Below are 13,559 nucleotides of genomic sequence, written 5' to 3' on the forward strand. Positions count from 1 at the left end.
TTTTATGTCTCCATTGTACTAAAAACTCAGGAAAAAAGCGAATTCACATAGATTCACCTATGGTGAAAATGACTGTGGATAAGTAATGTTTTTCAATGTTCAGTTGTTGTTAAATATATTCAAAAGCCATAGAATTTGGCTTTGAATCAGAGTTATTTGAAAGATTGAAAGAGTAATCCACAATGAATTAAATTATTCAATCACAAACAATTGGTTATCCACCAATTACCGAAATAATATCGCAAAACAGGTTTTAAAAATTCTCTGTTTTGTACAAAAATTAATTAGTTCCCCAAGGGGGTTCTGAACAGTTACGAATATTTCATGGAACATCATGATACGAAAGAAGCTGCCGACTTCCTGAAAAATGAATATGGGACAGGTGGTGCATCACCTGGAATCATTGGAGCTTATCATTCAGATGCTTCCCATGATGCCAAAGGTTTGCGGTTAAGTAAAGGGAAAATCGGTAATCCGGATGTAACGGTACTATTAAAGTGGAACAAAGTGGCAGAACGTGTTCGGCAGCTGGTTCGCAGTGATGATTATCTGTCACCGGAAGAAATGGAAAAGTATGAGGAAAGACAGGAAGAACAGAGACTGGCAGATCTGGAAGAAGGACAGCAGGCTCTTGATTTAGAAAATGATCTGGAAACTCCATCAGAAGAAGCAGTCTATGAAGTACAGGAAGATACAACAGAACCGAAAACAGCGCAGGGGGAAACAGAAGAAGAACTTCCGGTACCACACGGAGAATTGGTTCTAGCAGGAAATTTCCACATTACAGATGATGCGCTTGGACAGGGTACACCAAAAGAAAAATTTCGTGCCAATATCATGGCAATCCAGCTTCTGAAAAAGTGTGAGACAGAAAATCGGAATGCCACAGCAGAAGAACAGGAGATTTTATCCCGCTATGTTGGCTGGGGCGGACTTGCAGATGCTTTTGATGAGACGAAACCGACATGGGAAACAGAGTATTTGGAACTGAGGACAGTTTTGACACCAGAGGAATATGCAGCGGCAAGAGCATCTACCCTGAATGCTCATTATACACAGCCGATTGTCATTCAGAGCATGTATCAGGCTCTTTCTAATCTTGGATTTCAGAAAGGGAATATTCTGGAGCCGTCCATGGGAGTTGGAAACTTCTTTGGAATGCTGCCGGATCATATGAATCAGTCAAAACTTTATGGTGTAGAGCTGGACAGTATCAGTGGAAGAATTGCGAAGCTCCTCTATCCGGATGCAAACATTCAGATTAAAGGGTATGAAAAAACGGATTATCCGAATGATTTTTTTGACGTTGCGATTGGAAATGTGCCTTTTGGTGCGTACAAAGTCAATGACAGACAGTATGATCGTTACAATTTTATGATTCATGATTACTTTCTGGCAAAGAGCATTGACCAACTGCGTCCGGGCGGAGTTGCGGCATTGATCACTACGAAAGGAACGATGGATAAAGCTTCGCCGGAAGTGAGAAAATACTTGGCAGAGCGAGCCGATTTATTAGGCGCTATCCGTTTACCAAATACAGCATTTAAAGCAAATGCTGGTACAGAGGTCAGTGCAGATATCTTGTTTTTCCAGAAAAAAGACAGTATCAGTAAAGAGATGCCTGAATGGATCAATCTGGGAACGGATGCTAATGGAATTACGGTAAACCAGTATTTTGTGCAGCATCCGGAAATGGTACTGGGTGAAATGCAGGAAGTTTCTGGTCCTTTTGGTATGGAAACTACCTGTATACCGATAGAAGGAGCAAATCTGGAATTACAGCTTGCAGAAGCAGTTACGCATATTCATGGCAACATGGCACCTGTAGTAGATGTGGAAGCAGAATTGGAAGATGTTCCAGAGAGCATTCCTGCAGATCCGGAAGTGCGAAATTATAGTTATACGGTTGTAGATGATCAGGTCTATTATCGTGTCAACTCATTGATGAATCCGGTAAAAATGCCTGCAGCAACAGCAGAACGTGTCAAAGGCATGGTGGAAATCAGGGATACTGTCCGAGAATTGATTGCCATGCAGATGGAGGAATACGTCACTGACGAAGAAATCCGCACCCAGCAGGAAAAACTGAACCAGGTGTATGATGCGTACACAGCAAAATATGGAGTTATCGGAAACAATGCAAACAAGCGGGCATTTTCAGACGATTCTTCTTATTGCCTGCTTTGTTCACTGGAAGATCTGAATGACGATGGAACATTGAAACGGAAAGCAGATATGTTCACTAAGCGAACGATCAAAAAAGCAGTAGCAGTCCGCAGTGTAGAAACAGCTTCAGAAGCACTTGCCTTGTCTTTAAATGAAAAAGCAAAGGTGGATCTGCCTTATATGGCACAGCTGACAGGAAAGACAGAAGAAAAGATCAAGGAAGAGCTGCGGGGCGTTATTTTTCAGAATCCTTTGACAGATCAGTGGGAGAATGGGGATGAATATCTGTCCGGAAATGTCAGGGAAAAGCTGAATACAGCAAGAACTTTTGCAGAAACACACCCGGAGTTTACAGCAAATGTTCGTGCCCTGGAAGCAGTACAGCCGAAAGACCTGGAAGCATCTGAGATTGAAGTCCGGCTTGGTGCAACCTGGATTGAACCATCTGATTATCAGGACTTTATGCGGGAACTTCTTCATACCCCCTGGTATTTGCTTCAAAAACAAGTACAGGTGAAATATTCCGAGGTTAATGGGGAGTGGAGAATTACCGGTAAAAATGCAGACAGTACGAGAAATTCACTGGCGTATGCGACGTATGGAACTGAGCGAGCAAATGCTTATCGGATACTGGAAGATACGCTGAATTTGAAGGATGTCCGTATCTATGATAAAAGCGTCAACGAGAACGGAGATGAAATCCGGGTACTGAATAAGAAGGAAACCATGTTGGCGTCACAGAAACAGGACGCCATGAAAGCGGCATTTAAAGACTGGATTTTCAAAGACCAGCAAAGAAGGGAACGGCTGGTAAAAGTTTATAATGAACGGTTTAACAGTATTCGTCCTCGTGAGTATGATGGAAGCCATCTGACATTCCCAGGCATGAATCCAGAAATCGAACTCAGACCACACCAGAAAAATGCAGTGGCTCATCAGCTTTATGGAGATAATGTGCTTCTGGCACATGTAGTAGGAGCTGGGAAGACCTACGAAATGGTAGCGGCAGCAATGGAGAGTAAACGACTGGGATTATCACAGAAGAATCTCTTTGTTGTGCCAAACCATTTGACGGAGCAGTGGGGAGCAGAATTCCTGCAGTTATATCCGGGTGCCAATATTCTGGTGGCAACGAAAAAGGATTTTGAACCTGCAAACCGAAAGAAGTTCTGTGCCAGAATTGCAATGGGAAATTATGATGCTATTATCATCGGTCATTCCCAGTTTGAGCGTATTCCAATTTCAGATGAACGACAGGAAGCGATGCTGCGAAGCCAGCTTGATGATCTGGAAAATGCCATTCAGAGTGCCAGACATGAACAGGATGGTGGACGGTACACCATAAAACAGATCGAAAAGACCAGAAAAACACTGCAGGTCCGCTTAGAGAAGTTAAATAAGAAAGAGAAAAAGGACAATGTAGTTACTTTTGAAGAACTGGGTGTGGATCATCTGTATGTGGATGAAGCGCACAGCTATAAAAATGCGTTTCTTTATACAAAAATGAGAAATGTAGCCGGGATTGCCCAGAACGAAGCACAGAAATCAGCGGATATGTTCAATAAATGCCAATATCTGGATGAGATTACAGGTGGCAAGGGGATTACGTTTGCTACGGGCACACCGATCAGCAACAGTATGACGGAGCTTTATGTTATGCAGCGATATCTGCAGAATAGTAAACTGCAGAATATGGGACTTGGATTGTTTGACTCCTGGGCATCCACCTTTGGAGAGGTTGTTACCAGCATTGAGCTTGCCCCGGAAGGGACAGGCTATCGGATGAAGTCTCGATTTGCCAGATTCTATAATATTCCGGAATTGATGAATATGTTTAAAGAGATTGCGGATATTAAAACATCCGATCAGCTGAAACTCCCTGTTCCGGAAGCGGAATATGAAACGGTAGTTCTGAAACCAACGGAACAGCAGAAAGAGATTGTAGCAAGTCTGGGAGAAAGAGCGGAAGTTGTTCGGAATGGTGGCGTAGATGCTTCGGTAGATAATATGCTGAAGATTACCAATGATGGAAGAAAACTAGCTCTGGATCAGCGTCTGGTGAATGAATTACTGCCAGACGATCCGGGAAGCAAAGTCTCAGTCTGTGCAGAGAAAAGCTATGAAATATGGAAAAATACTATGGCACAGAAGTCTGCCCAGCTTATCTTCTGCGACCTGAGTACCCCAAAAGGAGACGGCAGTTTCAATGTCTATGATGATTTGAAACAAAAACTGATAGATAAAGGGGTGCCTGAAAAAGAAATTGCGTTTATCCATGATGCGAATACGGAAGCAAAGAAAACGGAACTGTTTGGAAAAGTAAAATCCGGACAGGTTCGTTTTTTGATTGGTTCTACAGCTAAGATGGGTGCTGGTACCAACGTGCAGGATCGTCTGATTGCTTTGCATCATCTGGATATTGGCTGGAAACCATCAGATCTGGAACAGAGGGAAGGACGTATTATCCGGCAGGGCAACCATAATAAAAAAGTGCAGATCTTCCGGTATGTGACGGAATCAACATTCGACAGCTACATGTGGCAGCTGATTGAAAATAAGCAGAAATTTATATCACAGATCATGACCAGTAAGGCACCGGTCCGAAGCTGTGAAGATGTGGATGAAGCGGCTCTTTCCTATGCGGAGGTAAAGGCACTTGCGACAGGAAATCCGGCTGTAAAGGAAAAGATGGCATTAGATGTGGACGTAGCAAAACTGAAGCTGTTAAAAGCCAACCACATGAATAACCAGTACCGGATGGAAGATGATATTGCCCGGAATTTCCCACAGCAGATTGCAAAGCTGACAGAAATCATTGACGGTTACAAAGCGGATATCATCCACTATCAGGAAAATAAGATTCCTGATGCAGACCATTTTTCCATGGAGATCAGTGGCAAAGTATTTACAGATAAGAAAGAAGCGGGAACCGCACTTCTGTCAGTCTGTAAAGAAATAAAATCATTGGATACGGCAATGGATGTTGGAAACTATCAGGGATTCCATATGCGGATTCAATTTGACAGTTGGAGCAAATCATTTTATCTTTCCATGAAACATGAATCCGTATCCAAAATCCAGCTTGGTGCTGATACACTGGGAAATATTACACGTATCAACAATCTGCTGGAAAGCTATCCTGAAAAACTGGCAGAAGCGGAACAGAGACTGGAAACTGTCCAGGAACAGTTGCAGAATGCAAAAGAAGAAGTAGGAAAACCATTTCCAAAAGAAGCAGAACTGAATCAGATGATGGAACGTCTGTCTGAATTGAACGCTTTATTGAATATGGATGAACGGGAAGACACAGGCAAAGAAACAAAGAATGTCGATGCAGAAGAAAAGCCGGTGCGTGGTTCCATTCATGAAAAACTGCAGGTTTACAAAGAAGCAAGACGAGACAAAAACGAAAACGAAAACAGTCAGGTTAGCAGGAAGCATGACTTTGGCTTGGAATAAAAAATAATCAGAAATGGCATAATCCGGGAGAATAAAAAACTCCTTTGGTTATGCCATTTTTCGTATGACGAGGAGGATACAATATGGCGATGAACAGAATAATGGGAGCAGAAGCTCAGAAAATGCAGGATTACGCAAAGGAGCAGATCGAACGGACAGAGCGAAGAGGGATCACTTTTCCAGAAGATGTGAAAGAAGATATTTTCCGATATGCAGATCTGATTGGAGAGGAAGACAAGGTAAGAAGTCTGATAAGAAATCTTGCCAGAGCAACAGAGCAGTCGAACGCAGAACAGGTGCAGGACCTTTTATCTGGTGCAGAAATGGAAATTCGGGAGTTACCGGATGAAACGATTGGAAGACTGGAACTGTTAGATTATGGTTATACGGCGGACGATATGGTTCCATTAAGGAAAGAGGCTGCATTAGAGTATCATCGGACAGGTTCTAAGATTTACTGTTTGGGAGCCGATGGCAGTAAAGGAGAATATGCAAGCCGGGAGATGATTCTGGAACACAATGGTTTGTTTGGCATGGAAGTGGAGGAATGGCAGAGAAGAAACGATTATGACAGGGATTTTGATTACGGGTACGATTATACCGATGATCTGGAAAATTCACTGCAAGAACCCATGCGTGTGATTGATCGGGAAGAAGCTTTAAAATTTTATGATGCAGGAGCAAGCATTTATCTGATTACTGTTTTTCCACGCCCGGTATATGTTACAGAACGGATGGAAATCGAACGAGGTCCGGAAAATTATCAGATGGCATCTACGGAATGGGAGCGTTTTCATAACCTGGAATGGGAAATGAAGAAATATCCACAGATCCAGTCGTTAAGAGAGGCAAATCTTCTCCTTGGAACAGGAAAGACTTTCGGCATTTATCAGATTCGGGATGGCTCTGCCGGAGAATCTTATGCCTTTATGAATAGGGATTTTATTGAAAGTCATGGTATGCAGATCCGGAAAGAAGATTATGAACTCATTTATACGGCAGATCTGCCAGGAAACACCTCTTTGGAGGATATTTATGAGCAGTTTAATATCAATCATCCTGCAGATTTCAGAGGACATTCGCTGTCTGTCAGTGATGTGGTAGTTCTGAATGATAACGGTCATGTAACGGCTCATTTTGTGGACAGCATGAGCTTTCCAGAACTGGATTCTTTTTTGAATTTGGAAGAAATCTCACTGGATGAGCTGGCGTATGAAATGGATGAGCGGTATTTTGCAATTCAGAGGACAGAAGAAGGCTATGATTATTCCTTTTATGATGAAAAATTCCGCCTGATTGATGGAGGTGTTTATGAGAATCCGGAACAATCCATTGAGGAAGTTGCAGATATCTTGATGAAAGAAGAAGGCTGGAGTGGTGACAGAATCCGGGGAGAGTATGATGAGCTGATGGAAAAGGTCGAAGAAGTAGAAGCTGAAGTGATGAAAGAAATCCAAAGGAGCCAGGGGGAATATAAACCTCTTGCCAAAGTAGAAGAACTGGAAGAAGCCAATTACAACATGATTGATAATGTTCTCAACAATCTGCCGCCAAAGAAAAAACCGTATCTGGAATATTATGCTGCAGAGTATGATGAATTTCATGGAATGGGCGGTTATGAGAAAAGTACAGATCTCTCTAAAATCGCAGCAGTTTATGAAAAGTATCAGGAAGATCCGGAAAGTTCTTATAAGATTTGCGGTATGGGTATCATTTACCGAGATCCGGAGGATAGTTTATTTGATGAAACAGAACTTGGAATCGTGAGAGGGACTACCATACATGGCGATGTTCTGGATGATGTGCGATTTTTAAGAGATCAGCCAGTGGTACGAGAAGGAATCGAAAAGATCAGGGAAGTATTTCCAGATTATCGCTATATCCCAATCCACGATGTCCGGGAAGCGATGTATCCGGAGAAAATGACTACGGAGGAATTAGCTGAGGCACTGGATGAGATTGCAGAAGATTTTGATTCATATGATTACCGGGATCACATTGAACCGGGAGAGAATACGATACAGGAAGTGATGCTGGATCTGCAGAGCGGAAACATTGGCTCTTACATTTCTTATTTGAAAGATATCGTTGAGGAAGAATGTGAACAGTCTGTACGTGCAGGGGTATTGATAGAACGATTAAAGACTTATGAACCGGAGCTGCAAAAAGAGCCGGAACCGATGGCGTATGTGAATTATTGCGAAAACCGTGACCTGATGAATCCAAGATGTCAGAAACTGGCTGATCTGGATGCCCTGGTTGCCCGACAGGATAAAGAGTGGTACGCAGACCGGAATCCCAAAAGCAATGAGCCGACTATGACAGCGCAGATGTTCTTTACCGTGTATTATGCAGAAAAAGGGGATAAATTCCTGCATCATTTTAAAGGTAAGATTGATATTGGTACCGGGAATGGTGGCATTGTAAGTCAGTTAAAGTTGCAGAACGAAATGCGTCTTACAGATGAAAGCTGGATTGGTTACCAGAAAGGTAAAGGGGATGAAGAATTTCAGAAATATATGGAAGATCTGACAGATATGCAGAATCATATACTGCCGTATCTGCAGAGCTTTTGCAGTCTGGAAGAGAAAGGCGTACAGGAGCGAAGGGAACAGCAGGTTGCGGAAAAGAGAGAGAACAGAGTACCTGCAACGCAGTCTACAGTAGAATTAAAAGCTGAAATAAATAGAGAAATGATAAGTGGTTCTCGCAGTACAAGTCAGAAAGTAGCAAAAGTATCTGCATCAGAAAAAGAAAAGAAACCTTCCATTCATGAGCGTTTGGAAATCAATAAGAAGAAAATTCAAGAAAAGCAGGGAAAAGATAAGCCGGAGAGAGGAGCTGATCGGGGTGTAAGATAAAACAATAAGAAGTATCTTGGTAGTAGTGAGAGTATCTTTGGAGGATACTCTCACTCTCCCATAGAAGAATCAATCTTAGATTTCATAGACAATTTTAGAACGAAAATGTATAATAAGAAAAAAAGTGTTTTTGAGCAAATCAGCCGAAAGTCTGCGACGCAAAGCTAGAGGACCTGTAAAATGGTAGTCAGTTGTCACGTTTAGGTATTGTCTGAAATGGCAATACTTTTTATTTAGGAAGATTTGTTACGGTACGCATAGACAATGCATTGATATACGTGAGAACGGAGGTTGACATGCGAATGGACGAGCATTTACAATCCTTAGCAAGCAAGCAAGCAAGCAAGCAAGCAAGCAAGCAAGCAAGCAAGCAAGCAAGGGAGGTGTTCTATGGAATATTTAACGATGAAAAAGAAAATAGGAATTTTGGAACATGCCTTTGCAGCGGCGGTGGGAGCCTATTATAGCATCAATCTGACAAAAAATCTGGTACCGGGAAGTATGTACCAGGTTATTGGTGACACCGAGTATAGCCTGAATGAACAGATGAGCTTGCCGGAAAATGCAAAATTCTCAGATGTTGTTAAATATTGGGGAAATAAATTAAGTCCTGAAGAACAAGAGAATTATTTTGAATTTTTTTCCATATCAAATCTGTTGACAAAGTTTCAAGATGGACAGACGCATGTGTTTCATAGATATTGGACGCAATCTGCAGTATTTGAGCCTATGCTTGCAGAACAACATATTGTCATGTACAAAGACGAAGAGAATGAAGATATTTTAGCTATTTCATATGTTCTTGATCTCACACAGAAATTTAAGGAAGAAAAATATAAAAAAGAACTTGAAAAAAAGCAACAGGAATTGGAAAAGGCACTTCAAGAGGCAAGACAGGTTAGAAAATTAAGAGAATTGCAGGTTGCTTTAAAAGCAGTTGATGATATTCTGGATAACATTGCACTGTTGGACAATATATCCAGTGAGGCTGAATTAAATCAGGTGATGCCGGACTTGCTTGCAGCATTAGGGCGGTATTCTGTTTCTGACCGGGCTTATATTTTTACATGGACATCGCCGGAACGTAATGTGCTGCGTATGACACATGAGTGGTGTGCAGATGGCGTGTCCCCTACAATGGGTGATATGCAAAATTTAAAAATGGAAGATATGCCGAACTGGTCACTGCGATTAAATAATGGGGAAGCGATTGTATCCAAAGACTGGGATGCTGAAAAGGAAAAGACACCGGAGGAGTATGCCTTGTTTGACGGACAGGATATCCATTCCCTGATTGTAATTCCGATTTTCTCTAGCAAAAAATTGAATGGTTATATCGGATTTGATAATCCGGAGCAGAGTAAAACAGCACTTTCTGTAAGACTCCTTACATCTGTAGGAGGACATATTGGTGGCTTAAAAGAGAATCTGTTTATGATGAAAGAACTTGAAAAGAAACAGGAATCTCTAAAAGAAAGCCTGGATGAAATAGGTAAAGAGAAAAAGATACTGGAAGCATTAAGTGTTGATTATACTTCTGTATATTATTGTGACTTGTTGAATGATACTATATTAGCTGTCAAAGAGTGTGATTATACAAACTCAGTGTTGTCAGAAAAAGATATCATCTATGGGTTACGGTCATATTCCTATCGGCTTCAATATTACTATGACCATTATGTGATCCATGAATCGGCACCGGACTTTCTGCAAAAGTTAAGTGCAGACTCCCTTCGGAAATATTTGACTAAAAATAATCGCTTTGGATATAGATTTCGGACACGCCCAAACAAAGCGGGGCAGCAATGTTTTGAAGTTCAGATTGTGCGTTTATCGGACAGTGATGGATTCAAAGTAGTTATGGGATATCGTTATATAGATGACATTATCGCAGAACAGGAAAAGCAGAAGATTCAGTTAGAAAACGCATTGGCAAATGCTACTTTAAATAGTGAAATTATTGATTCCATCAGTAAAATATATTGGCTTATCTATCGCATGGATTTGATTACCGGAATATACGAAGAAGTTTCGGCAGGTCATGAGATGCATAAACTTACCGGCAAACGTGGAAATACTGAAGAAGTTTTTAAGGAGATATGTGGAACAATCGTATCGAAACAGCACCAGAAAATGATGGAGAAGTTTTTGGATACATCTACCCTGGCAAAGCGACTGCGGGATACGGAAAGTATTGCAATGGAGTATTGTGCATCCAGTGGCTCTTGGCATTTGGCAAGATTTATCGTAAAAAAACGTGATAAAGAGGGAAATGTCATCAATGTTTTATATGTGGTACGACAAATTGATCAGCAAAAACAGCAGGAGATTGAATATAAGCAAAAATTATTAGATACTGCTGAAGAAGCTCGACGTGCTAATATCGCAAAAACAGATTTTCTGCGTAGAATGAGTCATGATATACGAACACCGATTAATGGTATTCAGGGAATGCTTGCGATCGCAGATCATTATTCGGAAGATATGGAAAAACAGAAAGAATGTCGTGATAAAGTAAAAGAAGCAGCTGGTTTTCTGATAGATCTGGTCAACAGCATTTTAGATATGAATAAACTGGAATCAGGTACAACAACACTTGAACATACCTCTTTTGATTTGATTACAGTTCTGCAGGAAGTAAATGGTGTTGCCAGAATGAATGCGGAATTAAGAGGACTGACGATTTCTGTGGATCATAGCAAGATTAAGCATCGCAAGTTACTTGGAAGTCCACTTCATCTGAAACAGATTTTGCAGAATATTGATGGAAATGCAATTAAGTACAACCGGGTAGGAGGAGCTGTCTCGTTTTCAACAGAAGAAGTTGCATGTGAGAATGGAAAGGCAACGTATAAATTCATATGTTCTGATACAGGGCGTGGTATGAGTAAAGATTTTATTTCCCATGTATTTGAACCATTTGCACAAGAGGATTCCAGTGCAAGAACGAGCTATATGGGTACGGGACTCGGAATGGCGATTGCTAAGCAGCTTACAGAAATGATGGGTGGCAATATTGCTGTAGAAAGTGAGTTAGATATCGGAACAACATTTACAGTTACAATTCCATTTGAACTTGATTCTAATTATAAAGAAACATATGCTTTGGAAAATGTAGATTTTTCCAAAAATCTTTCCGGTCTGAAAGTGCTTCTGGTAGAAGACAATGAATTGAATATGGAGATTGCCAAGTTCATTCTTGAAAATGTTGGGATAGAAGTTACCATGGCAAAAGATGGAAGAGAAGCGGTGAATATTTTTGAAGAATCAAGAGAGAACTACTTTGATGTTATTCTTATGGATATTATGATGCCGGTAATGGATGGACTGACTGCGACAAAAACAATTAGATCATCGAAACGGCAAGAAGCAAAAACAATTCCTATATTTGCAATGACTGCAAATGCGTTTTTGGAAGATAAAAAGCAAAGTCAGGAAGCTGGTATGAACGAGCATTTATCGAAACCACTGGACGAAAAAAAGTTGACGAGTATGATTTGGAAATATACGCTAGGAAAGCGACAATCATCATAGCAGGCTGGAAAAAAGTGATAATATCGTTAAATATAACAGGATTCTACCATTAAGGGGTGTACTTTCTCTGACAAAATAGATACTATGATCCTGAAAGGGGGAATAGTTATGGACCTTGTGAAAATCGGAAGATATATTGCAGAAAAGAGAAAAAGTCTTGGATTGACTCAGAGACAGCTTGCGGAAAAACTTAGTAAGAGTGACAAATCGGTTTCTAAATGGGAACGTGGAATCTGTTTACCGGATGTATCGGTTTATTTAGAATTATGTGAAATATTAGGGATTAGCCTGAATGAATTCTTAGCTGGTGAAGATATTGAGACAGCCAATGTTGAAAAGAAATCGGAAGATACGTTGATACAGATAACAAAAGATAGCAGCTGCAAACAACGCTATTTAAAGAGGATTATCGTAGCCCTTCTTATTGCAGTGGGAGTATTTGCCATTACTTTTGGAATCATAGTAGGGAATAAGTTGCGGCAACCGCAAAATTATATAGAAGCAGTAGATCCAGAGAGTGTAGAAATGAAAACTGCTGAATTGTTGTCTGGAATTGATGGAACCATGATATTTCGATACCATTCAAAGGATACATTCAAAACGTTATTTATTTACTTATCAGAATATCAGTCTGGAAAACGAGTTTCTCATAAAAAAGTTTTGGAACTTTCCTATGAAGATGCAAAATCTGTCAAAAATGGATCGATTGTCATTACACCGGATTTTGATCATTTTACTACAAAGCTTATTGCGGCAGATGAATATTCAAAATATATGACAGAAACGCCAATTTTGAAAGGGGTTGCAAACAGAGAATACTATGGCAGATCCGCAACGCATATAGAGGATATAAGCACGATAAAATATGGAACAGAGCAGGGACTGGCTGCACTGATCTATGGTGAAAAAGGGGTAAGTTCGCTGCCGATACAGGACATTACAGGAGAACACATAGATACAGATAATGAGTATATGTATTATTATTCGGTTGAGTTTGTAAAATAAGAATGGTTCTTCCGCATATCTTCGTATGAATCTAAGTAGGCTCGTACATAAGTTTTGCGGCTAAAAGCTTTTGACTGCATCGCCCATACATTGTGCGTTTTACCATTTTCACTTTACTATTGGTACCTTCCACAAATCCATTGCTTAAGGGACTTGCAACCGCATTTTCGACAGCTGAAATATCCTTTTCCAAACCATTGGCAAATGAAGCTATTTCTTTTAACATTGATTTTTTATATCGTTCGTAACTGTTCAGAACTCCATTAGTTAAAGATGATATCGGAATTCCCTAAAAGGGCTTCTCTGATTGCTGTAAAAGCATTTATTCCATGCTTATGAGCAGTCCCAATATAGCTCATGATTGTAAGATATTCCTGTGCGCCTTCCTCACTGCGAAAACATCCTGAGACCTTGGTTTTAACCTTAATCATGCGCAAATCACGTTCCGCAAGGTTATTATCAAACGGAACACAGAGATTCTTTATAAATAAGCAGACTGATGCCTTGTAATTCACAAGTCTGTCAATTAGATTT

5 protein-coding genes, 1 pseudogene and 1 riboswitch are annotated in these 13,559 nt (G+C 40.6%); of the genes and pseudogenes, 4 read left to right on the forward strand and 2 right to left on the reverse strand.

Annotation, left to right across the window (positions count from 1 at the left end; all coding sequences use genetic code 11):
• Window positions 1-765: 765 nt before the first annotated feature.
• The 4 genes and pseudogenes from BUB85_RS18570 to BUB85_RS18585 form a co-directional block, all read left to right on the forward strand.
• Window positions 766-5,625, forward strand: a pseudogene (locus BUB85_RS18570) (DEAD/DEAH box helicase family protein); the annotation flags it as partial.
• 83 nt (window positions 5,626-5,708) lie between these two features.
• Window positions 5,709-8,486 carry a YodL domain-containing protein gene (locus BUB85_RS18575; protein WP_073113026.1) on the forward strand — a complete coding sequence of 926 codons (2,778 nt, stop codon included), beginning with the start codon at window positions 5,709-5,711 and terminating at the stop codon, window positions 8,484-8,486.
• Window positions 8,487-8,609: 123 nt separating this feature from the next.
• Window positions 8,610-8,685, forward strand: a riboswitch (cyclic di-GMP riboswitch).
• A 191-nt stretch (window positions 8,686-8,876) separates the two neighbouring features.
• Window positions 8,877-12,020: a GAF domain-containing hybrid sensor histidine kinase/response regulator gene (locus tag BUB85_RS18580; protein WP_073113027.1), complete on the forward strand. Its 3,144-nt coding sequence runs from the start codon at window positions 8,877-8,879 to the stop codon at window positions 12,018-12,020.
• Window positions 12,021-12,128: 108 nt separating this feature from the next.
• Window positions 12,129-13,025, forward strand: a complete 897-nt coding sequence (locus BUB85_RS18585) for a helix-turn-helix domain-containing protein (protein ID WP_073113028.1) — start codon at window positions 12,129-12,131, stop codon at window positions 13,023-13,025.
• A 31-nt stretch (window positions 13,026-13,056) separates the two neighbouring features.
• On the opposite strand, the gene BUB85_RS22690 is transcribed toward BUB85_RS18585, so the two are convergent.
• Both BUB85_RS22690 and BUB85_RS18595 read right to left on the reverse strand, forming a co-directional pair.
• Complete coding sequence (locus tag BUB85_RS22690) at window positions 13,057-13,311, reverse strand: transposase (RefSeq protein WP_408607114.1); 255 nt, start codon at window positions 13,309-13,311, stop codon at window positions 13,057-13,059.
• The coding region (locus BUB85_RS18595) for an IS66 family transposase (protein WP_143160786.1) at window positions 13,289-13,559 on the reverse strand (271 nt) is incomplete at its 5' end. The genes BUB85_RS22690 and BUB85_RS18595, both read right to left, overlap by 23 nt.

It is taken from the genome of Hespellia stercorisuis DSM 15480 (assembly GCF_900142165.1).
Lineage (GTDB): Bacteria > Bacillota > Clostridia > Lachnospirales > Lachnospiraceae > Hespellia > Hespellia stercorisuis.

Excerpts from the sequence above, each read along its gene's own strand:
- BUB85_RS18585 (WP_073113028.1), top strand. The coding sequence starts at position 12,129 with ATGGACCTTGTGAAAATCGGAAGATATATTGCAGAAAAGAGAAAAAGT.
- BUB85_RS18575 (WP_073113026.1), top strand. The coding sequence starts at position 5,709 with ATGGCGATGAACAGAATAATGGGAGCAGAAGCTCAGAAAATGCAGGAT.
- BUB85_RS18580 (WP_073113027.1), top strand. The coding sequence starts at position 8,877 with ATGGAATATTTAACGATGAAAAAGAAAATAGGAATTTTGGAACATGCC.